Below are 23624 nucleotides of genomic sequence, written 5' to 3' on the forward strand. Positions count from 1 at the left end.
AACACTGCTAAACCTACAGGAATAAAACTACCTTTGTAGCTGATTTTGGTTTAACTAATTCTGGGGGTTTAAGTAAAGAGCAACTAAAAGCAGCAAGTATGCTAAACGGTCTCTAAATCTTCGTTACAAAACTTAATTATATATCCCCAGTCAGACCGGAGACACTATTACAAATTACAAATTAATTACACCTACTTGGTGGGTAATTACGATATTAATGATTATTATTGCTATTGTTGCTAAAGGGATTGCTTGTACATCAGCAGTGAAATTAGCTGGAGAAAATTGGTGTCAATCGACAACAATTAGGGTGCTGATCAATGCTCACGGTTGAATAGAGTTAATTATCCTCAATATTGGAATTGAATAAGGTATAATTACCATCTTATTCACTATCATGGTAATTGTGAGTATACTGATGGTATTTCCACTCGTAAACATTTTATTACACAATACAAATTACCAACAACTATTTGCTGTATTAGAATAGAGATACATATATAATTAGATATTATCAATTTATTGCTTGATGAGATTAGTTGAAATTAATTATTTCTATTTTTAACGGAAATTTATAGTTATAACCTTGTTTTAATTAACATTTAACTTTTTTGAGGGCAGTTCAAGCGTTATTAATACAAAAATTGAGATAGAAGACTCCTAAAATATAGATATTACAGAGTTTATCTTGGCCTAGCTAAGGTATGAGTCATTTTTTGATTAGCGAGGTAAATAATCACCATAATTTTTTACCCGGTTTCTAGAATAAGTAACAATAATTAACACAATAAATGTGTAGAATACACCCTGAGGATGTTGAACAAGGTTGACATTTTGTCGCGGTTTCAAGAATCATCTTAGGGAACCCGGATAGTCTGTTGAGAGGAAACTATGCACACAGTTATTCTAGTCCTGGTTGAGGTGCTAATTGTTATTGGAATGTCACGGCTAGTAGGCTTGGTATTTCGTTCAATTAAGCAACCATTGGTAATTGGTGAGATTGTTGCCGGCATTATGCTCGGTCCATCTTTATTCGGTTTGATTGCTCCTGATCTAGCAGCTAGTGTGTTTCCACCAGAAACAATTCCTTTCCTGAATGTTTTATCTCAGGTAGGACTGATATTTTTCATGTTTTTGATTGGTTTGGAGCTAAATCCCAAATATCTCAGCGGTAACTTACAAGCAGCCGTGCTGATTTCAAATATCAGCATTATTGTTCCTTTTTCTCTAGCAACGATTTTATCTTTGCTGCTTTATCCCCTGGTTTCTAATGGGACTGTCTCCTTCACCGCCTTCGCATTATTTTTAGGGGCGGCGATGTCAATTACAGCTTTTCCTGTGTTGGCGCGAATTATTACCGAGAATAATTTACAGGGAACACGTTTGGGAACATTAGCATTAACTTGTGCCGCCGTTGACGATGTGACAGCATGGTGTATTTTAGCCGTAGCGATCGCAGTTGCTCGCAATGGTAGTATCGATCAAAAAGCAGTCCTGACTATTATTGAAAGCTTACTCTACATAGGTTTTATGTTTACAGTCGGGCGTTGGTTTCTCCAACGTCTAGTTACTCATTACCGACGTGCTGGACGTTTGAGCCAATTTGTTCTGGCTTTAATTTATATGGGAGTTGTGGCTTCTGCTCTCATTACCGAATTTATTGGCATTCACCTAATTTTTGGTGCATTTTTATTAGGAGCAGTCATGCCTAAAAATGCCGAATTAGTCAGAGAATTAGCCATAAAAACGGAAGACTTCGTCTTAATTTTTTTGCTACCAATATTTTTCGCCTACAGTGGTTTACGGACGCAAATTGGTTTACTCAACCGTCCTGAATTATGGCTGCTGTGTGCATTAGTTTTAGGAGTAGCGATCGCAGGCAAGTATATTGGTGCTTATGTAGCTGCTCGCATCAGCGGTATTAACAAACGAGAAGCTTCCGCCCTCGGTTGGATGATGAATACTCGTGGTTTAACTGAACTAATAGTATTAAATATTGGTTTAGAATTGGGCGTAATTACACCATTGCTGTTTACCATGCTGGTAGTTATGGCTTTAGTAACCACATTTATGACCTCACCATTGCTGGAATGGACATATCCAAAACGCCTCATCAAATTGGATGTGGTAGAGCCAGAAACAGAAGAGGAAACAGATATAAGTGCTATAGTTAGTAGCGAATCTTACGTTAAAGCCTACCGCATCTTAGTACCAGTAGCGAATCCTAGTACACAAAAAGGGTTACTACAGTTAGCAGTAGCATTAGCGCAGCCTAACTCTGGCATCGCTCTTAACCATCGACAGCCATCTATTATCAATCCTCTCAGTCTCATTGAACTAGAAGAAGACTACGGTTTTCAAAGTACCCCAACCGAAGCTAACCGACTAATTGCCGAGCGTCACCAGCAGCTAGAAGAATTAATTAACACCTTAGAACCACTGACAACACACTCGAATATACATCCCATTGTTCGCATATCCAGCAATGTCGCTAGAGAAACAGCCCAGATTGCTCAAATCGAACAACCAGATTTAATTCTGGTGGGATGGCATCGTCCAGCTTTTAGTAATAATCGTTTAGGTGGACGAGTTGGACAAATTCTGACTACCGCACCAGTAGATGTGGCCGTATTTGTAGACAGAGGAAGTGAACGCTTAGAAAGTTTACTAGTTCCCTACTCTGCAAATATCCATGATGATTTAGCACTTATACTCGCTCTGCGGCTGTTGATTCATCGTGATACTTGTATGTTGCAGATTTTACAAGTTTTATCAGGAAATCACTCCCAAGATGATTTAAGTTATGAACTACAAGCAATGATTAGGCAATTACCATCTCATGTCAGCGATCGCATTGAAATCAACACTGTCACCGCACCAGAACCTATGCAAGCCGTAGTTTCTGCCTCTGAAAATGTTGATTTAACCATTGCTGGTACTAGTCGCGCTTGGGGTATTGAAAGACAAACTCTAGGACGATACACAGATGAACTAGCAATAAAATGCCGTTCTTCACTACTCATTACCCGTCGTTATAGTCAAGTTACCTCTCATCTCAGTACCCTACTCTCGGAAGTTAACAGCCAAGAAATAATTCATAACTCGTAATTTGTAATTGGATGCAAAGAATCCTAGGTTGGGTTTTAGCAATATCTTATAGGGTATAAAATAAAACCCAACAAATATAGAAAAATGTTGGGTTTTGTTCCATTCCTCCGAGGTAGCAAACTACCATAACCGCCAAGGTACTTAATGTCATTTCCCCCTAATCCTTGACTTCATCTGTTGTGTATTAGGTAATTCATTCTCATCACCCATCATCAATAATGAACAACTTCAACTTCAAATCTTTAGCGATATCTGGAATAGCGATCGCTTTAGCCCTCATCTTATTCAAAACTGTCACTGCTTATGGCACAAATAATTTACACGCTACGAGTCTTATTCACAGTCTTTATCGTCTCACCCTAGTCAAAAACTTACCAAACTGTGAACAGACAAACCCTCTGATATTAAATATTCAACAGTCTGGTATTTATCTCAATGCCTCTCTGCTACCAGCTAATACAAACGCAGATACTGAGAAAAAGTTTACTCTTACAGGTAAATTACAAAATCAAGAATTACATTTATCTGGAAAAATGGACTACTCAAATCTTTGTTCTCTTCCTGCTTCCCAGAATAGTTTAATACAAACTATCACCATTCAAATGCCAGCAGTTGATAAACCTAATATTTCCGGTCAAATAAATATCAATGGCAATCCCACAATTTTAGAATTTACTGCTTTACCAGAAACTGAAAAAACTCCCAAATCGAATAGCCACTAATACTATTTCCTATCATGTTTGGGTCAAAACTCATAATTACAGAACCGCCGGGAGAGTTTTTTGGATAACTAAACTAAGCGAACATAATATCAATCCTAAATTGATACAAATGGATAGATGTAGAAACACGGAGATGTATTTATAGTTTTAGTCAAGTGAGTTAACATAAAACATGAAAATTCAACTCATAAACAGGAAAATTTTTCCTTCATATCAGCAGATACTAGGAGCGAGCCTATTCGCAATAATGACCATGGAAATGGGCATAAGTGCTGCTGCTTCAGCCACAAAACTTCAAAATTGGCTTTTTAATCCTAAAACACAGCAACTACAAATTATCCTCTCTGCAGGTACAACACCACAGTATTTCTACCTCCCCCAACCACCGCGTTTAGTTGTAGATTTGCCTAATACCCAGTTAGGCAATGTTGCCACCCAAAAAAACTACTCTGGCACAATCCAAAGAATTCGCGTTTCCCAATTCAGTGCTGACATTACCCGCATAGTCATCGATTTAGAACCAGGAACTTTTGTCCATGCAGACCAAGTACAGCTTCAGCCCATTTCCCCAAATAACCCCACGCGCTGGGTATTACGCCCCGTATTCTCCCATAGTAGCACCTTCACACAACCAATTTCTTTCCCTTCACCTGTTAATCAGCCATCCCCAACCCCTTTAATCACCCTACCACCACCATCCACTAACCTACCCCTAACAACCACCAACTCCCAGCAACCTTTTGTGATTGCACCACCTCTCAATTCTCAAGACCCTTCTCAACTATCTAATTTAATTATTATTCCCGCTAATTCTGTTAATTCTTTACAAAATTCTCGTAGCATAACGGTTCCTAATTCTTCACCTAGTGTTCCTGATTCAGTCAACTATTCAGATCCAATTCTCGATTTTCCCATAATTGAATTTGGTCAACCGTTACCGTCTAATCAATAGTCTTGATGAACTCTGGACACCAAGACTTATCTCCTATTTTTTAAAATCTTTCCGTATCCTGAGATGGTGCAACGGCTCCAGGTTGAGATAAGAAGAAGTTTTGAGCAGTTTCATTTTGATATATACATCTAATATCAGGCTTATCACTGTTTAAATCACCTGTAAAGCCAAAGGTATTCAGGCGATTTTTACATTCCCTGACCTGATCAGATGTGACAAGTTTTTTATTTTCTAAAATTGCCCAGTTATTTTGTCGAAGAACGCATCCAGGACGCATATTTGGTTGAGCAACGTAGACATTAAAAGGGTTGAGAGTTACAAACAGTCTGGCATCCATTACCATCGCACTGGCTCCATACTGTACACAAAGATCAGGATTTGGAGCTTTAGTATCAATAAATTCACGGGATGCCACATTTGATGGACTCAACGTGCTTGTAGAACTAAACGCAATCCCAATCCCAATTCCCAAGAGCAGCACACCTCCCAAAATGGCCATGGTGGCAAAGTTAAATGTAGGGGATTGGAAAATAGAGGGTTTAGAAGTAGTAGCTGATCTACCAGTAGATTTACGTCTCATTTTTGCTTGATCACCTTCACGCCAATTTGGGGGGAGTGGTTGGTTGTCTCCCTACTTCAGTATGACGAGTCTTCGCAGAAATTGTCTCCTATCTTCAATCTAATTCCCATAACTCTTTTAGGCTGGGCATCTTGTCCGCCTAAATAATGTAATACTAAGTAAATATCATGGGTGCTGCTAAAAGAGATTTGAAATGGAGCCATTAACCGCTGGTGTGATTACTAGGAAAGGGTTCACTATCGCCTTGACAAGTTGGTAAAATTATTAAACAGTCTTTGCAGCACGAAGAAAATAATCATGCTGGGCGGGTTTTCCCCGCCCTAGTGACTAACTAGCTAACAGAGTTTTTTCCAAAGGTGTCCAACGGAAAGAGCGATCGCCACCTCGTTCAATCACAACTTTAACTCTTGGTTCTAACTTGGGCAAATTAGCCAAATACTCCACTTCCTGATCAGAAAGAATATGTCCCTCAATAATCCATAGTAATAGACCTTTAGATTTAGGTGGAAGCTGTTCTAACTGATAGCTAATTATCGGTGGTAGATAATATACCTCACCCACTGCTGCACCGCTACCAGTGCTTTTTTTACCCAAATGAGGAGGTCTGACTCCATGAACTTTCGTTAGATAGGCCGCAACATCCCCTAGTCCCCTCGCAGTTATGTGAAGGTTGATATAGCCAGCAGCCCTCAATCGACGGCGATACCGACCTTCATATCCCCCTTCCAAAGGAACATATACACCCAAAGCGCCAAATTTTTCCAAATCGCGGATTAAACCGTTGCCAGTGGTAAGTAGTGCCATAGATTTTCGTTTTATCCCACTCAGATATCTCTATTATTTACTCTCTAGTGGTAGATTAAGTTAGATTAAGTTGCATAATTTAAGCAAAATTGGGCATAGAGCAGCGGGAATTTTTTAATTTTCCCCCCCTTCCCATAATTCAACCCCAAGCACCTAAAAATTACTAGACAAAAACAAATTAATGATTTATATTATTAGATTGTGACCAAACAGTAAAATAGATAGTATGTTCTTGGGTCTTCCCAACCAAATATAATCATCAAAATTTTGATGAATTAATTTCCTAAAGGATAATCTGGTTGAAATGCGTAAGAGACTGCTAAACTAGAAAAGCTTTTAGGTCAAACTAAAGAAGCTGATGGCTCTAAACCCAAAGCCAAATCAAAGCTCCACCAAAAGTTCACTCCCGTAGCCCCTTAAAAAACAGGCAAAACCTCAAACAATAGTTTAAGGTAGATAAAGCAGTAGAACCTGAGCCATAATGTTTGTTTTATGGCATTATAGAAAGTCTCAGGCAATGGATACTGAGTGGAAACAAACCGCTTAAGTCCTACTACAACGGTCGAGTGCCAGAGCAATTGCTTGGACGAAAGCATTGCTGCACATAGCGCAAAGCAATAACGTCTTGCATTGATTCCAGAAGTAATACCTTCCTAATCAGAAGGTAATTATGGCTGTTCTGGTGACCAAGTCAGTGAAAACATAAGGATTCACCAAGCAGTAGAGACAATATTTTGTACGTCACAAAGAATTTTCACTGTCTAATACCAGTGTTAATCTTGGAGGCTAGTCCACCAAAGACGTTAATGAACTGTGTCTAAAGCAAGTCCGATTCCAAGGTCAGCAACTAGAAAGGAGAACCAGTTACTGTGTCAGTAGGCATTCTCGGCACCAAGCTGGGCATGACCCAAATATTTGACGATGCAGGAAGAGCTATCCCTGTAACCGTTATCCAAGCTGGGCCATGCACTGTTACACAAGTTAAAACAAAACAGACCGACGGTTACTTCGCTGTTCAAGTTGGTTATGGCGAAGTCAAACCAAAGGCATTGAACAGACCACTCTTAGGTCATTTGGCCAAATCATCTGCTCCAGCATTGCGCCACTTGAACGAGTATCGCATTGATAACTCTGGTGATTATGCTTTAGGTCAAGAAATCAAAGCAGATATTTTTAGTGCTGGTCAAATTGTAGATGTAGTCGGTACAAGTATTGGTCGCGGTTTTGCGGGCAACCAGAAGCGGAACAACTTCGGTCGCGGTCCCATGTCACATGGTTCCAAAAACCACAGAGCGCCTGGTTCCATCGGTGCTGGTACAACTCCTGGTCGTGTTTATCCCGGTAAACGGATGGCAGGGCGTTTAGGAGGTACTCGTGTCACAATTCGCAAACTGACCGTAGTGCGAGTAGATGCAGAACGCAACTTAATTCTCATTAAGGGAGCGATTCCTGGTAAGCCAGGTGCCTTAGTGAATGTTTTACCCGCAAAAATAGTTGGTAGTAAATAGTCGTTAGTCATAAGTCATTAGCTAAATACAACTGACAATTGACAACTGACAAAGGACATAAAGATGGTTGAGAGTGTAGTTAAAAATTGGCAAGGAGAGGAAGTTGGACAAACAACTTTCGACTTGCGAGTTGCCAAAGAAGAAACAGCGGCTCACATAGTACACCGCGCATTAGTCAGACAAATGACTAATTCTCGCCAAGGAAATGCCAGTACTAAAACTCGTTCCGAAGTTAGAGGTGGTGGTCGCAAACCCTGGCGGCAGAAAGGCACAGGTCGCGCTCGTGCAGGTTCCATTCGTTCACCACTGTGGCGTGGTGGTGGTGTAATCTTTGGTCCCAAGCCCAGAGATTTTAACCTGAAATTGAACCGCAAAGAGCGGCGTTTAGCACTGCGAACAGCTTTTGTCAGCCGTGCCGAAGATTTAATAGTTGTAGAAGAATTTAGCAACGAGCTACAACGCCCCAAAACCAAAGAATTGGTGACAGCACTGGCTCGTTGGGGAGCAGCACCCGAACAAAAATCATTATTGATTTTGTCGGAAATATCAGAAAACGTGCTTTTGTCAGCCCGCAATATAGAAAATTTAAAGCTAATTGCCGCTGATCAATTAAATGTTTACGATTTACTGCACGCTGACAAAGTTGTAGTTACATCATCAGCTTTAGAAAAAATTCAGGAGGTCTACAGTGCCTAACTTTGACCCCCGCAACCTTGCTGACTTAGTGCGTCGCCCTATTCTCACCGAAAAAGCGACCATTCTGATGGAGCAAAATAAATACACTTTTGAAGTAACTCCAAAATCAAGTAAGCCAGAAATTAAAGCTGCAATTGAAGACTTATTTCAAGTCAAAGTTGTAAAAGTCAATACCTCATTACCACCACGCAAACAGCGTCGTGTCGGTAAATTTATCGGTTACAAGCCTCAATACAAGAAAGCTATTGTTACCGTTGCACCTGGGGATGAAGAGAAAATTAGACAAGTTCTATTCCCAGAAGTATAAGAATTTTAGATTTTAGATTTTAGATTTTAGATTGGGCTAGTTAATAAATAATTGCCACGAAACAATTAAAAATCGGAAATCGAAATTCAAAAAATTCTGAATCCAAAATCGAAAATCCGAAATCCAAAACTATTTATGGGTACTCGTTCTTATCGCCCTTATACCCCCAGTACTCGCCAAGTTATAGTCTCCGACTTCGCGGAAATTACCAAAACTGAGCCAGAAAAATCACTAACTGAGTCAGTACACCGTCCCAAAGGACGGAACAATCAAGGGCGGATAACCAGCCGTCGTCGGGGTGGCGGCCACAAACAACTTTACCGGATTATCGACTTTAAGAGAGATAAACGGGATATTGCTGCTACAGTCACAGCAATTGAATACGATCCTAACCGCAATGCGCGCATCGCTCTGGTGTTGTACGCAGATGGCGAAAAACGGTATATTTTACATCCTAATGGATTGAAAGTTGGCGCAACAATTATTGCTGGCGCTGAAGCTCCGTTTGAAGATGGTAATGCCTTACCTCTGTCTAGAATTCCTTTAGGTACTACAGTTCACAACGTCGAAATGACTCCAGGTAAAGGTGGTCAAATCGTGCGTGCTGCTGGTGCAAAAGCCGAAGTTGCGGCAAAAGAGGGTAATTATGTCACTCTCAAGCTACCTTCTGGTGAAGTGCGCCTGATTCGCCGTGAATGCTACGCCACCATTGGACAAGTAGGGAATACCGACGCGAGAAACCTCAGTGCTGGTAAAGCCGGACGAAATCGCTGGAAAGGTCGTCGTCCCAAGGTCAGAGGTAGCGTCATGAACCCGGTAGACCACCCACATGGTGGTGGTGAAGGTAGAGCGCCCATCGGTAGATCGGGTCCTGTGACACCTTGGGGTAAACCTACTTTGGGTGCAAAGACACGTAATCGCAAGAAAGCGAGTACAAAATTAATTGTACGTCGTCGTCGTAAATCTTCTAAACGTGGACGTGGCGGTCGTCAGTCCTAGAATTTTAGGTTTTAAATTTTGGATTTTAGATGGGGTCTGTTTTTAAGCATTCAAAGTTTTTGAAGCCTGATCAGACACCTTAATTATCCAAAATCCAAAATTAGAAATTCAAAATCCAAAATCCAAAATCCAAAATCTAATTATGGGTCGTTCTCTAAAAAAAGGTCCTTTCGTTGCCGATCATTTGCTCAGTAAGCTGGAAAAGCTGAACGCAAAAAATGAAAAGCAAGTGATCAAAACTTGGTCAAGAGCCTCGACAATTTTACCTATGATGGTAGGCCATACAATAGCTGTTCACAACGGAAGACAACACGTTCCAGTGTTTGTAAATGAACAGATGGTAGGTCATAAGTTGGGAGAATTTGCCCCAACACGTACCTACAGAGGTCATGGTAAAAGTGACAAAAAATCAGGCAGATAATCAATTAAAAATTCAGAATTAAAAATTAAAAAATTGAAGTTGTTCATTTTTAATTTTTAAATTTAAATTTTTAATTGATAAAGATGGAGAAAATTATGGCAACTGATACTACAGAAGTTAAAGCGATCGCTCGTTATATCCGCATTTCTGCCTACAAAGTCCGTCGTGTACTCGACCAAATCCGAGGTCGCTCATACCGAGAAGCCTTAATTATCCTAGAATTCATGCCCTATCGAGCTTGTGATCCAGTATTGAAAGTACTCAGAAGTGCTGCCGCTAATGCTGAACACAACGAAGGGCTTGATAGAGCCGAACTAGTGATTACTCAGGCATATGCCGACCAAGGTCCTGTGCTGAAACGGTTCCAACCCAGAGCGCAGGGTCGAGCTTACCAAATTCGCAAACCAACCTGTCATATTACTGTAGCTGTGGGCGCAGGCACGGCTGCTAAATAAGCAATAGAGACAAGCAATTGCGTACAGTAAGAAATTTTAGAGGAAGCATTTGTGGGACAGAAAATTCATCCAGTCGGTTTTCGTCTGGGTATTACTCAAGAACATCAATCCCGTTGGTTTGCCGTTCCTGACCGTTATCCAGAACTATTACAAGAAGACCACAAACTCCGTAAGTACATAGAACAAAAACTGGGTAGATACGCTCAAAACAACGCCGGAATTTCCGAAGTACGGATTGAGCGCAAAGCTGACCAAATCGACCTAGAAGTTCGGACGGCTAGACCAGGTGTGGTTGTAGGTCGCGGTGGACAAGGTATAGAATCATTGCGAACCGGACTCCAAGAAATGTTGGGGAGCAACCGCCAAATTCGCATTAACGTAGTTGAAGTTCAACGAGTTGATGCTGATGCCTATCTGATTGCTGAATACATTGCTCAACAATTAGAACGCCGCGTTTCCTTCCGTCGGGTAGTGCGTCAATCTATTCAGCGCGCTCAAAGGGCTGGTGTACAAGGAATTAAAATTCAAGTCAGTGGTCGGCTTAACGGTGCAGAAATTGCCCGGACAGAGTGGACACGGGAGGGTAGAGTACCTTTACATACCTTACGGGCTGATATTGACTACTCTTACTGCACAGCGCAAACTGTTTACGGCATTTTGGGCATCAAAGTTTGGGTATTTAAGGGAGAAATTATTCCTGGACAGGAAGAAACTCCACCTCCACCAGCAACACGTGATCGAGACCGCGATCGTGATCCTCGTCGCCGTCAACAACAGCGTCGTCGCCAGCAGTTTGAAGACCGCTCAAATGAAGGATAGTCAATAGTCAGTAGTCAGTGGTAAAACAAGCTGACAACTGACAACTGACAACTGACAACTGACAACTGACAACCGACAAATCATGTTAAGTCCTAGAAGAACTAAATTCCGCAAACAACAACGCGGAAGAATGGAGGGTCTAGCAAGCCGTGGCAGCACCCTCAACTTTGGAGATTTTGCCCTCCAAGCACAAGAACCAGCATGGATTACCTCCCGGCAAATCGAAGCTTCCCGTCGGGCGATGACTCGTTATATTCGCCGGGGTGGTAAAATCTGGATTCGGATTTTCCCTGATAAACCCGTAACCATGCGTCCCGCTGAAACCCGGATGGGTTCCGGTAAAGGGAACCCAGAATTTTGGGTGGCTGTAGTTAAACCAGGCCGAATTTTATTTGAAATCGCTGGTGTTTCCGAAGAGATAGCCCGTGAAGCCATGCGCTTGGCTGATTACAAGCTACCGATTAAAACTAAGTTTATTGTACGCTCTCAACCACAGGAGCAGGAGTAGGTTATGCCTCTTCCCAAAGTTTCAGAAGCTAGAGAATTGAGTGACGAAAAGCTGGCTGAGGAAATTATTGCTGTAAAAAGGCAACTTTTTCAGCTGCGCTTGCAGAAAGCCACTAGACAACTAGAGAAACCTCACCAGTTCAGACACGCTCGCCATCGCTTGTCCCAATTACTCACAGTAGAGGGAGAACGCCAACGGGCAGCAAGTCAGCCGACTAAAGAAGAAAAGTAGGAGATTATGGCAGTCAAAGAACGAGTTGGCTTGGTAGTGAGCGACAAAATGCAAAAAACGGTGGTAGTGGCTGTAGAAAACCGCGCTCCTCATCCCAAGTACGGCAAAATTGTAGTTAAAACTCAGCGATATAAAGTCCACGATGAGGAAAATAACTGCAAAGTGGGCGATCGCGTCCGCATTCAGGAAACTAGACCTCTGAGTAAAACCAAACGCTGGCAAATCACAGAAATCCTCAACACTAAATCTACAACTTAATAGTTGTTCAAAAGCCACAAACTTCCTAAGGGAGACCGATTGTGATTCAACCCCAAACCTACCTGAATGTCGCAGATAATAGCGGTGCCAAAAAGCTAATGTGCATCCGCGTATTAGGTGCAGGTAACCGCCGTTACGGTGGCGTGGGCGATAAAATTATCGCCGTTGTCAAAGAATCCACACCCAACATGGCTGTAAAAAAGTCTGATGTTGTAGAAGCTGTCATTGTTCGTACTAGAAAAAGTATAAATAGAGATAGCGGTATGAGCATTCGTTTTGATGACAACGCCGCAGTGATCATTAACAAAGATGGTAATCCCAGAGGTACACGGGTCTTTGGACCAGTGGCACGGGAATTACGCGATAAAAATTTCACTAAAATTGTTTCTCTGGCTCCAGAGGTGCTGTAATGGCAAAGCCCCAACCCAAAGTTTTCCACAAAATGCACGTTAAAACCGGCGACACTGTACAAGTGATTGCTGGTAAAGATAAGGGTAAAGTTGGTGAAGTGATCAAAGCACTACCCCAACTGAGTAAAGTTCTTATCAAAGGTGTGAATATTAAAACCAAACACGTTAAACCTCAGCAAGAAGGGGAATCCGGGCAGATTATCACCCAAGAATTCCCAATTCATAGCTCTAACGTGATGCTCTATTCCACCAAGCAAAATGTCGCCAGTCGCGTCTGCTACACTTTCACCTCCGAAGGTAAGAAAGTCAGAATGCTCAAAAAAACAGGCGAGATCCTCAACAATTAAAAATCAATAGTTTCAACTTGTTAATTTGGAATTTTTAATTTTTAATTGGAGCGCAGCGACCCTGACAAAGCCCAGGGATAATAAGGACAAACAACTATGGCGACAACCAGACTCAAAAACTTATACCAAGAGACAATTGTTCCCAAACTGATTAATCAGTTTCAATACACCAACGTGCATCAAGTGCCGAAGGTAGTAAAAATAACTATTAATAGAGGTTTGGGAGAAGCTGCTCAGAATGCTAAAGCATTAGAAGCGTCTTTAAACGAAATTGCACTAATAACTGGGCAAAAGCCAGTAGTGACAAGGGCAAAAAAGGCGATCGCTGGCTTCAAAATTCGTCAAGGTATGCCTGTTGGTATCATGGTGACTCTGAGAGGCGAACGGATGTATGCCTTTCTTGACCGACTTGTTAGCCTTTCCTTGCCCAGAATACGCGACTTTCGCGGCGTTAGTCCTAAAAGTTTTGACGGACGAGGCAACTACACTCTGGGTGTAAGAGAACAGCTAATTTTTCCAGAAGTCGAGTACGACAGCATCGATCAAATCCGTGGTCTCGATATTTCTATCATCACCACAGCAAAAAATGACGAAGAGGGTCGTGCTTTACTTAAAGAAATGGGAATGCCCTTTCGCGATCAATAAGTTCATCTAAAGAGGGAACGATGGCGGCTAACGACACAATTGCAGATATGCTGACGCGCATCCGCAATGCTAATCTGGCAAGGCATCAAACTACACAAGTGCCAGCAACAAAAATGACTCGTAATATTGCTAAAGTTCTACAGAACGAAGGCTTTATTGCTGAATTCGAAGAATCAGGAGAAGGGGTAAAACTCAATCTGGTGATTTCCCTAAAATACAAAGGCAAAAATCGCCAACCCCTAATCACCGCCTTAAAGCGGGTGAGCAAACCTGGTTTGCGAGTTTACTCTAATCGAAAAGAATTACCCAGAGTATTAGGTGGTATTGGTATCGCTATTATTTCCACATCCAGTGGTATTATGACTGACCGCGAAGCACGCCGTCAGAATTTAGGTGGTGAAGTGCTTTGCTACGTTTGGTAGTCGTCAAGTGCCTCCGGCACGCATTTACGAACGTCAATAGTTCAGTTCAACCTAAAACTGACGACTGACCATCACTGATGATACCTAAATCGCACCCAAGACGGAATGACTCCACCTACATGGGGGAAACCCCCTGTTCTGGGCGCTGTCTCAGAACTGACAACTGAACAACTGACAAAAAATCATGTCTCGAATTGGTAAACGTCCAATTACTGTTCCCGCCAAAGTACAAGTGGCGATTGATGGCACTAGTGTAGTCATCAAAGGTCCAAAAGGAGAACTTTCACGGATTCTACCTGCTAATGTTACAGTCTCCCAAGAAGGAGAAACATTACTAGTAACACGTCGGGATGAAACCCGTACCTCTAGGCAACTACACGGTTTAAGCCGGACTTTAGTTGCCAACATGGTTGAAGGAGTTTCTCAAGGTTTTCAACGCCGCTTGGAAATTCAAGGGGTAGGTTACCGCGCCCAAGTTCAAGGTCGTAACCTAGTTTTAAATATGGGTTACAGCCATCAAGTGCAAATAGAACCACCAGATGGAATTCAGTTTGCAGTCGAAGGTACTACTAATGTCATAGTTAGTGGCTATGACAAAGAAATTGTAGGCAACACAGCAGCTAAAATTCGTGCCGTTCGTCCACCAGAACCTTATAAAGGTAAAGGTATTCGCTATGCCGGAGAAGTGGTCAGACGGAAAGCTGGTAAGACTGGTAAGAGTGGTAAGAAGTAAACATGAAACTTACTCGTAGAGAATCAAAACAGCGTCGCCATCGACGCGTTCGCGGCAAAGTTAGTGGTTCATCAGAACGTCCCAGGCTAGCTGTATTCCGTTCTAATGAACATATTTATGTTCAGATCATTGATGATACACAGCATCAAACCCTTGTAGCAGCATCAACTTTAGAACCAGAGTTGAAATCTAGTTTAGCTTCTGGGTCGAACTGCAATGCATCAGCGCAAGTTGGTAAGTTGATAGCAGTGCGATCACTGGAAAAGGGTATTACTAAAGTGGTTTTTGATCGTGGTGGCAACCTTTATCACGGACGCATCAAAGCACTAGCTGAAGCAGCACGGGAGGCTGGTTTAGATTTCTAAAATCATGAGTCATGAGTCATTGGTCAGGAGTCATTAGCTATTAAGACAAATGACAAATGACAATTGACAATTGACAATTGACAATTGACAACTGAACCTTCGCGTATCTCTGATAGAGACACTACGCGTTTGCACAGCGTGTCCTAGGCATACGTCAGATGCTTATGGGGTAAATCCCCAAAATCGCACTGACTCACAACTGACGTTCACCAGAGCATTAATTATGGCAACAGAGCGTAAAAGTAGAACAAAACGTGCCAAAAAAGAAGAAACCACTTGGCAAGAGCGAGTTATTCAGATCCGACGAGTGAGTAAAGTCGTTAAAGGTGGTAAAAAACTTAGCTTCCGGGCGATTGTGGTCGTTGGTAACGAACGCGGTCAAGTTGGCGTGGGAGTAGGTAAAGCCTCAGATGTAATTGGTGCCGTGAAAAAAGGCGTTGCCGACGGTAAAAAACATCTGATTGATATCCCTATTACCAAATCCAATTCTATTCCCCATCCCATTGATGGCGTTGGTGGCGGTGCTAAGGTGATGATGCGACCAGCAGCTCCAGGTACAGGGGTAATTGCTGGGGGAGCAGTACGGACTGTATTAGAGTTAGCAGGAGTTCGCAACGTTCTCGCCAAGCAACTCGGCTCCAACAATCCTCTCAACAATGCTAGAGCTGCAGTTAATGCCCTATCTACACTGCGAACCTTTGCTGAAGTCGCTGAGGATCGGGGTATTGCTATTGAGAATCTCTACATCTAGTAGATGACCTTCTTACTAAGTATTAGTTTAAAAAACTACTAATTACATCATGAGACTCAACGATGTTAAGCCTCAAAAAGGCTCGAAAAAACGCCGTAAGCGTGTAGGTAGAGGTATTTCTGCCGGACAAGGCGCTAGTGCAGGTTTAGGTATGCGGGGTCAAAAATCTCGCTCCGGTAGCGGAACTAGACCTGGTTTTGAAGGTGGTCAACAACCATTGTACCGCCGCTTACCCAAGCTCAAAGGCTTTCCAATTGTTAATCGTAAAATTTACACTACGATTAATGTAGAGAAGTTAGCCTCCTTACCTGCAAACACTGAAGTAACTTTAGCTTCCTTAAGAGAAGCAGGTATACTTACGGCTGCTAAGGGTCCATTGAAGATTCTGGGTAATGGGGAATTGAGCATTCCGCTCAAGGTGCAAGCAGCAGCTTTCACAGGACAAGCCCGGATCAAAATTGAGGCCGCTGGTGGGAGTTGTGAAGTCTTAACCTGAGCCAAGAAAGCGCAATTTAAAGCTAGCGAACTCGCATCAGCGCGCCTGGTTCACTATAAAGGTAGCACTCTATGATCAGTCGAGATAAAGCCCCAACGGCTCAAGAAACTTTTATGCAGATGGCCCAAGCCGCCGGACTCAGAGGTAGGCTGCTTGTTACCGTCGGTATTTTAATTTTGGTTCGCCTGGGAATCTTTTTGCCCATACCAGGAATTAATAGAGTTAGGTTTGCTGAGGCAATTTCGGGCAATAATTCCGTATTTGGTTTATTGGATATATTTTCTGGGCGGGGATTATCTACCCTAGGTGTCTTTGCTTTAGGGATTTTACCTTTCATCAATGCGTCCATTATCATCCAATTGCTAACCACAGCACTTCCTTCTTTAGAAAATTTACAGAAAAATGAAGGTGAGGCAGGTCGGCGCAAAATATCCCAAATCACCCGCTATGTAACTGTCGTTTGGGCAATTATACAAAGTGTCGCTTTTTCGGCATTATTTCTACAGCAATTTGCCTTAAACCCAGGACCACTATTTGTAGCGGAAACGGCAATTGCTCTAACGGCCGGTTCTATGTTTGTCATGTGGGCATCAGAACTAATTACAGAACGTGGTATTGGTAACGGTGCATCATTGTTGATTTTTGTTAACATTGTTGCTTCTCTACCCAAATCTTTGGGCGACACCATTGACTTAGTACAAGTTGGTGGACGGGAAATCGTCGGTCGCGTCATCGTTCTAGTATTAGTATTCTTGCTAACAATCGTAGGGATTGTCTTTGTGCAAGAAGGTATGCGTCGTATACCTATTATTTCTGCTCGTCGCCAAGTTGGTAGACGGGTTTTGGCAGAACAGCGTAGTTATTTACCCCTACGCCTCAATTCTGGCGGTGTCATGCCGATTATTTTTGCGGCAGCAATCCTAAGTTTGCCACTCTTAATTGCAAATTTCACAAAAAACCCAGAATTAGCAACCATTGTTAACACCTATTTGAGTCCTGGTGGCTCTGCACCTTGGGTATACGCTCTAGTTTATTTAACTTCCATTGTTTTCTTTAGTTACTTCTATTCTTCGTTGATTCTCAACCCTGTAGATGTAGCTCAGAATTTGAAAAAAATGGGTTCTAGTATTCCTGGGATTCGTCCAGGTAAAGCTACAAGTGAGTACATTGAGCGTGTAACTAATAGACTCACTTTTTTGGGTGCGATCTTTTTAGGCTTGGTGGCAATTATTCCCACAGCCGTAGAAAGTGCTTTGAAAGTGCCAACTTTTAAGGGACTGGGTGCTACATCTCTGTTAATTCTCGTGGGTGTAGCCATTGAGACGGCCAAACAAGTCCAAACTTATGTAATTTCTCAGCGCTATGAAGGAATGGTGAAATAATAGTGACTCGCTTAATCTTCTTGGGACCACCAGGTGCTGGTAAAGGGACTCAGGCAATAACCTTGGCTGAATTCTTGAAGATTCCCCATATTTCTACTGGTGATATATTACGGCAAGCCATCAAAGACCAAACACCTTTGGGCATAAAAGCACAAAGCTACATGGATAAGGGTGAGTTAGTACCTGATCAACTTGTTCAGGATCTAGTAGAAGAGCGTCTTAATCGACCAGATACAAAAACAGGTTGGATTCTTGACGGCTTTCCTCGTAAAGTAACCCAAGCCACTTTTTTGGCAGAATTACTGCAAAAGATAGGCCAGGATGGTGAAAGGGTAGTTAATTTGGATGCACCAGACGACGTTGTTATTACCCGCTTGCTCGGAAGAGGAAGAAAAGACGATAACGAAGAAGTTATTCGTCGTCGTTTAGAGGTTTATCGGCAGGAAACTGCACCCCTGATCGATTATTACAGCGATCGCCAAAAACTTCTAACGGTTGATGGCAATCAGTCCCAAGCAGAAGTCACTGACTCATTGAAAAATCTCATAGCTGCTTAAGAATGACCGGGAGGTAGGGGAAGCAGGGGGAGCAATTTTCCCAGTCCCCAGATCCCAGTCTCTGTTACCTTTTAGCTAAGATATATTAATAAACTGTTGATATATTTCTCAAATTGTGTTCTTGTGCAGATGAAAGTACTGCTTGGTCACAGGAGATTGTTGAGTTGAGGAAAAAACAAATTGTCTAAGCAAGATTTGATTGAAATGGAAGGTACTGTCACCGAGTCATTGCCCAATGCAATGTTTCGTGTTGACCTAGACAATGGATTTAACGTATTAGCTCACATTTCTGGCAAAATTCGCCGTAATTACATCAAAATTTTACCCGGTGATCGCGTTAAGGTGGAGTTAACGCCCTATGACTTAACAAAAGGCAGAATTACCTATAGATTGCGGAAAAAGTAAATATATGTAGAAAATTTTACCATAAATCAGCTTTTTTTGGGGTTTACCCAGTTACTTAACTGAATTATTTTCTCTAGAAATGCTATAATTTACTATTTGGAGTCAATTAGAAAAGGCATGAAAGTCAGAGCTTCAGTCAAGAAAATTTGTGAAAAATGTAACGTGATCAAACGCCGTGGTCGCGTCATGGTGATTTGTGTTAACCCCAAGCACAAACAACGTCAAGGATAGCGCTCTGACTACAAGAGCTTGGTATCATATCAAATCACCATCAAAACTAAAAGACGCGATTAATCACGTTTTGCCAACTGCGATTACCAAAAGAATAGGGAGAGATTAATTGTGGCACGGATCTCCGGAGTAGACCTTCCACGCGACAAACGCGTCGAAATTGGTCTGACTTACATTTACGGAATTGGATTATCAAGGTCGCAAGAGATATTAGCAGCGACTGGTGTGAACCCAGACACCCGCGTTAAAGACTTGAGTGATGCTGATGTTGCCGCCCTGCGGGGAGAAATAGAAAGCAACTATCAGGTGGAAGGTGACTTGCGACGCTTAGAAGCGATGAACATTAAGCGTCTAGTTGATATAGGCTCTTACAGAGGTCGTCGCCATCGGATGGGATTACCCGTCAGAGGGCAAAGAACCCGCACCAATGCTAGAACCAGACGTGGTAGAAGGCAGACAGTAGCTGGTAAGAAAAAAGCGCCTGGCAAATAATTTTTCAGCACTTGCTAATGGAAGCAAGCTTTACCTTAAATTAACCAAACAAATATGGCCAGACAACCAACTAAAAAATCCGGGAGCAAAAAGCAGAAACGGAACGTACCCAACGGGATTGCCTACATCCAATCTACTTTTAACAATAGCATTGTCTCTATTACAGATCAAAATGGAGATGTCATCTCCTGGGCAAGCGCTGGTTCTAGTGGATTTAAAGGGGCAAAAAAGGGAACACCTTTTGCAGCACAAACAGCCGCTGAAAGTGCAGCCCGTAGAGCCATCGATCAAGGAATGCGCCAAATTGAAGTTATGGTCAGCGGACCTGGAGCAGGTAGAGAAACTGCCATCCGCGCACTTCAAGGAGCAGGATTGGAAATTACGCTGATTCGGGATATTACCCCGATTCCTCACAATGGTTGTCGTCCGCCTAAGCGCCGTCGAGTTTAAACAAAACTTGGTAATCAAGCTCAGACAAAAAGCGACATAAGAATGACAATCGCTTGTAATCTCATCTGGAGTGGATAAAGTGTGAACTGCCAAAGCACAGTCAATGCTTGTCAACTTCAGAACCATGAGGTGACGGAAGCAGCAAGTCAGGTATTCTCACAGGCAGGACTGATCGCATTTTGGTTCAGCCAAAATATTATCAGCGCCTGTGGGTTAAATTGGAGCATCAAACTTGACAACTTCTAGATGTTCTTAGTTTGATCAGCCTCAATCAAATCTCAGGTCAGAAAGTAAATTCGAGAGGCAATTAATTTGCCTTCTAGCAGCACCTTAAAAAGGGAGGCTACTCCGTGGCGCAGTTTCAAATTGAATGTGTAGAATCTAATACTGAGGAAAGTCGAAGCCATTACAGTAAATTTGTTCTGGAACCTCTAGAGCGCGGTCAAGGAACAACAGTTGGCAACGCGTTGCGGCGGGTTTTACTGTCCAATCTAGAGGGTACGGCGGTTACAGCCGTGCGGATTGCTGGGGTTAGCCACGAGTTTGCCACAGTTCCAGGTGTGCGGGAAGACGTGCTGGAAATCCTCATGCGAATGAAGGAAGTCATTCTCAAAAGTTATTCCTCTCAACCTCAGATTGGTCGGTTACTCGTTAACGGTCCAGTAATAGTCACTGCGGCACATTTTGATTTACCCAGTGAAGTAGAAGTTATTGATCCCACCCAGTATGTAGCTACATTAGCAGATGGCGGCAAACTGGAAATGGAATTTCGGATTGAACGAGGCAAAGGATATCGCACTGTCGAGAGAGGAAGGGAAGAAGCCACATCTTTAGACTTTCTACAAATCGACTCGGTATTTATGCCAGTGCGAAAAGTCAACTATAGCGTTGAAGAAGCTCGTGGAGATGGATCGCTTAAAGACAGACTACTATTAGAAGTTTGGACAAATGGTAGTCTTTCTCCTCAAGAAGCACTATCTTCGGCAGCTGGAATTTTGGTAGATTTATTTAACCCATTGAAAGATATCTCCCTGGAACCAACTGATACAGGTTCAGATATCCCAGATGACCCAACTGCTCAGATTCCGATTGAAGAGTTGCAACTTTCTGTACGGGCATATAACTGTCTCAAACGAGCTCAAGTTAACTCTGTGGCAGACTTGTTGGATTACACCCAAGAAGACCTACTAGAAATTAAAAACTTCGGTCAGAAGTCCGCAGAAGAAGTAGTAGAAGCTTTACAGCGACGTTTAGGAATAACTTTACCCCAAGAAAGAGGCTCTAAGCACGCTTAACTTTTCACATTTAATAATTCACAGTGCATTATTATGCGTCACCGTTGTCGAGTCAAAAAACTCAGTAAACCAGCAGACCAGCGCCGCGCCCTGTTGCGATCGCTAACCACCGAAGTCATTCGTCATGGTCGAATCACCACCACTTTAATCCGCGCTAAAGTCTTGCGAAGTGAAGTGGATAAAATGATTACCCTCGCCAAAAATGGCTCCTTAGCAGCACGTCGAGAAGCTCTAGGCTACATTTTTGACAAAACATTGGTTCATGCTCTATTTGAGCAAGCTCCTACTCGCTATGCCAACCGTCAAGGGGGTTATACTCGTATCCTGCATACAGTACCCCGTCGCGGTGACAATGCGGAAATGGCAATCATTGAACTGGTGTAACCATATTTTGGATTTTGGATTTTGGATTTTGGATTAAATCTAAAATCACAAATCTAAAATTGATTGATATGTTAGATAGCCGCGAGCCTACAGCAACTCATCGAGTAGCCTTGGTCATTCAGTACTTAGGTACTCAGTTTCATGGCTGGCAACGGCAATCACGCCAGCGAACCGTCCAGGAAGAAATAGAAACAGCTATAGCTACTATTCTGGGGTATCATGTGACACTTCACGGCGCAGGGAGAACCGATGCCGGAGTTCACGCCGCTGCACAAGTAGCCCATTTTGATGCTACAGGTTTAATCCCGGCTCACAAATGGGCAACAGTTCTGAACAGCTATCTGCCCCCGGATATATTAATTAGGGCTTCGGCGGGTGTAAGCGACCGTTGGCACGCTCGCTTTAGTGCAGACTCTCGACGGTATCGCTACACAATCTACACTGAGGCTCTACCGAACTTGTTCGTGAACCGTTTCAGTTGGCATTATTATTATGCACCCCTGGATGAATCCTTAATCCAAGCTGCCCTCGAACCGCTGCTGGGAAAACATCATTTAGCCGCCTTTCATCGAGCTGGGTCAGCGCGATCGCATTCTTGGGTAGAGGTACAAGCAGCAGAGTGTCGTCGCAATGGGTCTTTTATCCATATTGAAATTCAGGCTAATGGATTCTTATATGGCATGGTACGCCTGTTGTTAGGAATGCTCGTACAAGTAGGTTCTGGACAAAGGACGCTGGCTAACTTTACTGAAATCTGGAAAGAAGAACGCCGGGAAGAAGTAAAATACGCCGCGCCTCCCCAAGGTTTATGCTTGTTACGAGTAGGCTATCCCGATTTTCCCTTTCCCCCGGAAATTTGGTACGACACCCAACCATATTTAGTGTTTGGTTATTAGTCATTAGTCATTAGCACAACTGACAACTGACCAAGAACAAAAACAAAGGACAAATAACAATGAGTAGTAAAACATACCTTCCTCCTCAAGCATCCCTTGAGCGTGAGTGGTACGTAGTAGATGCCACCGATAAACGCCTTGGTCGCCTGGCCAGCGAAATCGCTATGGTCTTGAGAGGGAAAAGAAAAGCTGAATACACCCCTCACATGGACACAGGTGATTTCGTTGTTGTCATCAACGCCGAAAAAGTAGCAGTTACAGGCAAAAAACGTACCCAAAAACTCTACCGTCGCCATTCTGGTCGTCCCGGCGGGATGAAGACAGAAACCTTCGCCAAGCTGCAACAGCGCCTACCAGAACGGATTTTAGAACACGCTGTTAAAGGTATGTTGCCTAAAAATAGCTTGGGTAAGCAGTTGTTTACCAAACTGAAAGTATACGCTGGGCCTACTCATCCCCATGAGGCTCAACAACCCAAAGAATTAAACATTAGTACAATTCCTGGAGAAAATTAATGGTCGCAGTAGAAGCCAATAGTGGTCGCGCCGTATACTGGGGTACTGGCCGTCGTAAGTCCGCAGTCGCCAGTGTACGCCTAGTTCCAGGTGAAGGCAAGTTGATTGTGAATGGCAAAGATGGAGTGTTGTACTTCCAATTCAACGCCAATTACCTGGGAGTCATCAAAGCGCCCTTGGAAACTTTGGGACTTGAAAACGAATATGACATTTTGGTCAAGGCCGTAGGCGGCGGTTTGACAGGACAAGCAGATTCTATTCGCTTGGGTGTGGCTCGTGCTTTGTGCCAATTAGACCCAGATAACCGTCCACCTTTGAAAACCGAAGGCTACTTAACTCGTGACCCACGAGCTAAAGAACGGAAAAAATACGGTTTACACAAAGCTCGGAAAGCTCCTCAGTATTCCAAGCGGTAAGACAGAAGGCAGGAGGCAGGAGGCAGGAGGCAGAAGGCAGAAGGCAGAAGGTTATTCAAATTTT

The 23624-nt window shown here is 42.8% G+C and carries 35 protein-coding genes; 33 read left to right on the forward strand and 2 right to left on the reverse strand.

The window, feature by feature from the left end:
* The first annotated feature begins 891 nt into the window (after positions 1-891).
* The 3 genes from ANA7108_RS0121960 (at position 892) to ANA7108_RS0121970 (ending at position 4782) form a co-directional block, all read left to right on the forward strand.
* A complete protein-coding gene (locus ANA7108_RS0121960; RefSeq protein ID WP_016952985.1) occupies positions 892-3108 on the forward strand; it encodes a cation:proton antiporter in 2217 nt (738 codons plus the stop codon).
* 218 nt (positions 3109-3326) lie between these two features.
* Positions 3327-3830 carry a hypothetical protein gene (locus ANA7108_RS0121965; RefSeq protein ID WP_016952986.1) on the forward strand — a complete coding sequence of 168 codons (504 nt, stop codon included), beginning with the start codon at positions 3327-3329 and terminating at the stop codon, positions 3828-3830.
* A gap of 253 nt (positions 3831-4083) precedes the next feature.
* Positions 4084-4782: an AMIN domain-containing protein gene (locus tag ANA7108_RS0121970; RefSeq protein ID WP_016952987.1), complete on the forward strand. Its 699-nt coding sequence runs from the start codon at positions 4084-4086 to the stop codon at positions 4780-4782.
* 40 nt (positions 4783-4822) lie between these two features.
* Here ANA7108_RS0121970 and ANA7108_RS0121975 read toward each other — a convergent pair whose 3' ends face one another.
* Positions 4823-5362 carry a DUF3172 domain-containing protein gene (locus tag ANA7108_RS0121975; protein WP_026104382.1) on the reverse strand — a complete coding sequence of 180 codons (540 nt, stop codon included), beginning with the start codon at positions 5360-5362 and terminating at the stop codon, positions 4823-4825.
* A gap of 327 nt (positions 5363-5689) precedes the next feature.
* A complete protein-coding gene (locus ANA7108_RS0121980) occupies positions 5690-6166 on the reverse strand; it encodes an NAD(P)H-quinone oxidoreductase subunit N (RefSeq protein WP_016952990.1) in 477 nt (158 codons plus the stop codon).
* Positions 6167-7035: 869 nt separating this feature from the next.
* Here ANA7108_RS0121980 and rplC point away from each other — a divergent pair.
* From rplC to rpsI, 30 genes are all read left to right on the forward strand, one after another.
* Complete coding sequence (rplC, locus tag ANA7108_RS0121985; protein ID WP_016952991.1) at positions 7036-7674, forward strand: 50S ribosomal protein L3; 639 nt, start codon at positions 7036-7038, stop codon at positions 7672-7674.
* Between the two features lie 63 nt (positions 7675-7737).
* A complete protein-coding gene (gene rplD, locus ANA7108_RS0121990) occupies positions 7738-8370 on the forward strand; it encodes a 50S ribosomal protein L4 (protein ID WP_016952992.1) in 633 nt (210 codons plus the stop codon).
* Positions 8363-8677, forward strand: coding sequence for a 50S ribosomal protein L23 (locus ANA7108_RS0121995; RefSeq protein WP_016952993.1), 315 nt, complete (start codon positions 8363-8365; stop codon positions 8675-8677). Before rplD ends, ANA7108_RS0121995 begins: the two co-directional genes overlap by 8 nt.
* Positions 8678-8812: 135 nt before the next feature.
* Entirely contained in the window at positions 8813-9676 is an 864-nt protein-coding gene (gene rplB, locus ANA7108_RS0122000) for a 50S ribosomal protein L2 (RefSeq protein WP_016952994.1), read from the forward strand.
* A 142-nt stretch (positions 9677-9818) separates the two neighbouring features.
* Positions 9819-10097, forward strand: coding sequence for a 30S ribosomal protein S19 (gene rpsS, locus ANA7108_RS0122005; protein WP_016952995.1), 279 nt, complete (start codon positions 9819-9821; stop codon positions 10095-10097).
* 95 nt (positions 10098-10192) lie between these two features.
* A complete protein-coding gene (rplV, locus tag ANA7108_RS0122010) occupies positions 10193-10552 on the forward strand; it encodes a 50S ribosomal protein L22 (protein ID WP_016952996.1) in 360 nt (119 codons plus the stop codon).
* A 51-nt stretch (positions 10553-10603) separates the two neighbouring features.
* Positions 10604-11371 carry a 30S ribosomal protein S3 gene (rpsC, locus tag ANA7108_RS0122015; RefSeq protein ID WP_016952997.1) on the forward strand — a complete coding sequence of 256 codons (768 nt, stop codon included), beginning with the start codon at positions 10604-10606 and terminating at the stop codon, positions 11369-11371.
* A gap of 82 nt (positions 11372-11453) precedes the next feature.
* Positions 11454-11879 carry a 50S ribosomal protein L16 gene (gene rplP / locus ANA7108_RS0122020; protein ID WP_016952998.1) on the forward strand — a complete coding sequence of 142 codons (426 nt, stop codon included), beginning with the start codon at positions 11454-11456 and terminating at the stop codon, positions 11877-11879.
* Positions 11880-11882: 3 nt separating this feature from the next.
* The gene (gene rpmC, locus ANA7108_RS0122025; protein ID WP_016952999.1) at positions 11883-12110 is read left to right on the forward strand and encodes a 50S ribosomal protein L29; all 228 of its coding nucleotides are present in this window, start codon (positions 11883-11885) and stop codon (positions 12108-12110) included.
* 6 nt (positions 12111-12116) lie between these two features.
* On the forward strand, positions 12117-12368 hold the full coding sequence (gene rpsQ, locus ANA7108_RS0122030) for a 30S ribosomal protein S17 (RefSeq protein ID WP_016953000.1): 252 nt from the start codon (positions 12117-12119) through the stop codon (positions 12366-12368).
* A gap of 41 nt (positions 12369-12409) precedes the next feature.
* Complete coding sequence (gene rplN / locus ANA7108_RS0122035; protein WP_016953001.1) at positions 12410-12778, forward strand: 50S ribosomal protein L14; 369 nt, start codon at positions 12410-12412, stop codon at positions 12776-12778.
* The gene (rplX, locus tag ANA7108_RS0122040) at positions 12778-13125 is read left to right on the forward strand and encodes a 50S ribosomal protein L24 (RefSeq protein WP_016953002.1); all 348 of its coding nucleotides are present in this window, start codon (positions 12778-12780) and stop codon (positions 13123-13125) included. The genes rplN and rplX overlap by 1 nt, the downstream gene beginning before the upstream one ends.
* Before the next feature lie 96 nt (positions 13126-13221).
* Positions 13222-13770 carry a 50S ribosomal protein L5 gene (gene rplE, locus ANA7108_RS0122045; protein WP_016953003.1) on the forward strand — a complete coding sequence of 183 codons (549 nt, stop codon included), beginning with the start codon at positions 13222-13224 and terminating at the stop codon, positions 13768-13770.
* Positions 13771-13790: 20 nt separating this feature from the next.
* On the forward strand, positions 13791-14192 hold the full coding sequence (rpsH, locus tag ANA7108_RS0122050; protein ID WP_016953004.1) for a 30S ribosomal protein S8: 402 nt from the start codon (positions 13791-13793) through the stop codon (positions 14190-14192).
* 184 nt (positions 14193-14376) lie between these two features.
* On the forward strand, positions 14377-14925 hold the full coding sequence (gene rplF, locus ANA7108_RS0122055; protein WP_016953005.1) for a 50S ribosomal protein L6: 549 nt from the start codon (positions 14377-14379) through the stop codon (positions 14923-14925).
* A 2-nt stretch (positions 14926-14927) separates the two neighbouring features.
* On the forward strand, positions 14928-15290 hold the full coding sequence (gene rplR / locus ANA7108_RS0122060; RefSeq protein WP_016953006.1) for a 50S ribosomal protein L18: 363 nt from the start codon (positions 14928-14930) through the stop codon (positions 15288-15290).
* Between the two features lie 223 nt (positions 15291-15513).
* Positions 15514-16041, forward strand: a complete 528-nt coding sequence (rpsE, locus tag ANA7108_RS0122065) for a 30S ribosomal protein S5 (RefSeq protein WP_016953007.1) — start codon at positions 15514-15516, stop codon at positions 16039-16041.
* Between the two features lie 49 nt (positions 16042-16090).
* Positions 16091-16537 carry a 50S ribosomal protein L15 gene (gene rplO, locus ANA7108_RS0122070; RefSeq protein ID WP_016953008.1) on the forward strand — a complete coding sequence of 149 codons (447 nt, stop codon included), beginning with the start codon at positions 16091-16093 and terminating at the stop codon, positions 16535-16537.
* Positions 16538-16608: 71 nt separating this feature from the next.
* Entirely contained in the window at positions 16609-17919 is a 1311-nt protein-coding gene (gene secY, locus ANA7108_RS0122075; RefSeq protein ID WP_016953009.1) for a preprotein translocase subunit SecY, read from the forward strand.
* A gap of 2 nt (positions 17920-17921) precedes the next feature.
* Positions 17922-18476, forward strand: coding sequence for an adenylate kinase (locus ANA7108_RS0122080; RefSeq protein WP_016953010.1), 555 nt, complete (start codon positions 17922-17924; stop codon positions 18474-18476).
* A 180-nt stretch (positions 18477-18656) separates the two neighbouring features.
* On the forward strand, positions 18657-18881 hold the full coding sequence (infA, locus tag ANA7108_RS0122085; protein WP_006276978.1) for a translation initiation factor IF-1: 225 nt from the start codon (positions 18657-18659) through the stop codon (positions 18879-18881).
* A gap of 117 nt (positions 18882-18998) precedes the next feature.
* Positions 18999-19112 carry a 50S ribosomal protein L36 gene (rpmJ, locus tag ANA7108_RS29130; protein WP_015129703.1) on the forward strand — a complete coding sequence of 38 codons (114 nt, stop codon included), beginning with the start codon at positions 18999-19001 and terminating at the stop codon, positions 19110-19112.
* 111 nt (positions 19113-19223) lie between these two features.
* Positions 19224-19604, forward strand: a complete 381-nt coding sequence (gene rpsM / locus ANA7108_RS0122090) for a 30S ribosomal protein S13 (protein ID WP_015215931.1) — start codon at positions 19224-19226, stop codon at positions 19602-19604.
* Between the two features lie 54 nt (positions 19605-19658).
* Complete coding sequence (gene rpsK / locus ANA7108_RS0122095) at positions 19659-20054, forward strand: 30S ribosomal protein S11 (RefSeq protein ID WP_016953011.1); 396 nt, start codon at positions 19659-19661, stop codon at positions 20052-20054.
* An 81-nt stretch (positions 20055-20135) separates the two neighbouring features.
* On the forward strand, positions 20136-20300 hold the full coding sequence (locus tag ANA7108_RS30365; protein WP_158318381.1) for a hypothetical protein: 165 nt from the start codon (positions 20136-20138) through the stop codon (positions 20298-20300).
* A 104-nt stretch (positions 20301-20404) separates the two neighbouring features.
* Entirely contained in the window at positions 20405-21349 is a 945-nt protein-coding gene (locus tag ANA7108_RS0122100) for a DNA-directed RNA polymerase subunit alpha (RefSeq protein WP_016953012.1), read from the forward strand.
* Positions 21350-21382: 33 nt separating this feature from the next.
* Entirely contained in the window at positions 21383-21733 is a 351-nt protein-coding gene (gene rplQ / locus ANA7108_RS0122105) for a 50S ribosomal protein L17 (RefSeq protein WP_016953013.1), read from the forward strand.
* Between the two features lie 68 nt (positions 21734-21801).
* Positions 21802-22629 (forward strand): tRNA pseudouridine(38-40) synthase TruA, encoded by an 828-nt coding sequence (gene truA / locus ANA7108_RS0122110; protein WP_026104383.1) that lies wholly within the window; start codon positions 21802-21804, stop codon positions 22627-22629.
* 59 nt (positions 22630-22688) lie between these two features.
* On the forward strand, positions 22689-23144 hold the full coding sequence (gene rplM, locus ANA7108_RS0122115) for a 50S ribosomal protein L13 (RefSeq protein ID WP_016953015.1): 456 nt from the start codon (positions 22689-22691) through the stop codon (positions 23142-23144).
* Positions 23144-23560: a 30S ribosomal protein S9 gene (rpsI, locus tag ANA7108_RS0122120; RefSeq protein ID WP_016953016.1), complete on the forward strand. Its 417-nt coding sequence runs from the start codon at positions 23144-23146 to the stop codon at positions 23558-23560. Before rplM ends, rpsI begins: the two co-directional genes overlap by 1 nt.
* Positions 23561-23624: the final 64 nt, after the last annotated feature.

This window comes from Anabaena sp. PCC 7108, from assembly GCF_000332135.1.
In the GTDB taxonomy this organism is placed as follows: Bacteria; Cyanobacteriota; Cyanobacteriia; order Cyanobacteriales; family Nostocaceae; genus Anabaena.

What these genes read in the sequence shown, in the direction of transcription:
- ANA7108_RS0121975 (WP_026104382.1), bottom strand. Translation starts at nt 5,362, where the DNA reads ATGAGACGTAAATCTACTGGTAGATCAGCTACTACTTCTAAACCCTCT.
- rpmC (WP_016952999.1), top strand. Translation starts at nt 11,883, where the DNA reads ATGCCTCTTCCCAAAGTTTCAGAAGCTAGAGAATTGAGTGACGAAAAG.
- rpsS (WP_016952995.1), top strand. Translation starts at nt 9,819, where the DNA reads ATGGGTCGTTCTCTAAAAAAAGGTCCTTTCGTTGCCGATCATTTGCTC.
- rplV (WP_016952996.1), top strand. Translation starts at nt 10,193, where the DNA reads ATGGCAACTGATACTACAGAAGTTAAAGCGATCGCTCGTTATATCCGC.
- rplE (WP_016953003.1), top strand. Translation starts at nt 13,222, where the DNA reads ATGGCGACAACCAGACTCAAAAACTTATACCAAGAGACAATTGTTCCC.
- rplD (WP_016952992.1), top strand. Translation starts at nt 7,738, where the DNA reads ATGGTTGAGAGTGTAGTTAAAAATTGGCAAGGAGAGGAAGTTGGACAA.
- rpsQ (WP_016953000.1), top strand. Translation starts at nt 12,117, where the DNA reads ATGGCAGTCAAAGAACGAGTTGGCTTGGTAGTGAGCGACAAAATGCAA.
- rplR (WP_016953006.1), top strand. Translation starts at nt 14,928, where the DNA reads ATGAAACTTACTCGTAGAGAATCAAAACAGCGTCGCCATCGACGCGTT.
- rpsK (WP_016953011.1), top strand. Translation starts at nt 19,659, where the DNA reads ATGGCCAGACAACCAACTAAAAAATCCGGGAGCAAAAAGCAGAAACGG.
- ANA7108_RS0121960 (WP_016952985.1), top strand. Translation starts at nt 892, where the DNA reads ATGCACACAGTTATTCTAGTCCTGGTTGAGGTGCTAATTGTTATTGGA.
- rplF (WP_016953005.1), top strand. Translation starts at nt 14,377, where the DNA reads ATGTCTCGAATTGGTAAACGTCCAATTACTGTTCCCGCCAAAGTACAA.
- rplQ (WP_016953013.1), top strand. Translation starts at nt 21,383, where the DNA reads ATGCGTCACCGTTGTCGAGTCAAAAAACTCAGTAAACCAGCAGACCAG.
- truA (WP_026104383.1), top strand. Translation starts at nt 21,802, where the DNA reads ATGTTAGATAGCCGCGAGCCTACAGCAACTCATCGAGTAGCCTTGGTC.
- rplM (WP_016953015.1), top strand. Translation starts at nt 22,689, where the DNA reads ATGAGTAGTAAAACATACCTTCCTCCTCAAGCATCCCTTGAGCGTGAG.
- rpsI (WP_016953016.1), top strand. Translation starts at nt 23,144, where the DNA reads ATGGTCGCAGTAGAAGCCAATAGTGGTCGCGCCGTATACTGGGGTACT.
- ANA7108_RS0121970 (WP_016952987.1), top strand. Translation starts at nt 4,084, where the DNA reads ATGGAAATGGGCATAAGTGCTGCTGCTTCAGCCACAAAACTTCAAAAT.
- rplP (WP_016952998.1), top strand. Translation starts at nt 11,454, where the DNA reads ATGTTAAGTCCTAGAAGAACTAAATTCCGCAAACAACAACGCGGAAGA.
- rplO (WP_016953008.1), top strand. Translation starts at nt 16,091, where the DNA reads ATGAGACTCAACGATGTTAAGCCTCAAAAAGGCTCGAAAAAACGCCGT.
- rpsH (WP_016953004.1), top strand. Translation starts at nt 13,791, where the DNA reads ATGGCGGCTAACGACACAATTGCAGATATGCTGACGCGCATCCGCAAT.
- rplB (WP_016952994.1), top strand. Translation starts at nt 8,813, where the DNA reads ATGGGTACTCGTTCTTATCGCCCTTATACCCCCAGTACTCGCCAAGTT.
- rpsE (WP_016953007.1), top strand. Translation starts at nt 15,514, where the DNA reads ATGGCAACAGAGCGTAAAAGTAGAACAAAACGTGCCAAAAAAGAAGAA.
- secY (WP_016953009.1), top strand. Translation starts at nt 16,609, where the DNA reads ATGATCAGTCGAGATAAAGCCCCAACGGCTCAAGAAACTTTTATGCAG.
- rpmJ (WP_015129703.1), top strand. Translation starts at nt 18,999, where the DNA reads ATGAAAGTCAGAGCTTCAGTCAAGAAAATTTGTGAAAAATGTAACGTG.
- ANA7108_RS0121980 (WP_016952990.1), bottom strand. Translation starts at nt 6,166, where the DNA reads ATGGCACTACTTACCACTGGCAACGGTTTAATCCGCGATTTGGAAAAA.
- rplX (WP_016953002.1), top strand. Translation starts at nt 12,778, where the DNA reads ATGGCAAAGCCCCAACCCAAAGTTTTCCACAAAATGCACGTTAAAACC.
- ANA7108_RS0121965 (WP_016952986.1), top strand. Translation starts at nt 3,327, where the DNA reads ATGAACAACTTCAACTTCAAATCTTTAGCGATATCTGGAATAGCGATC.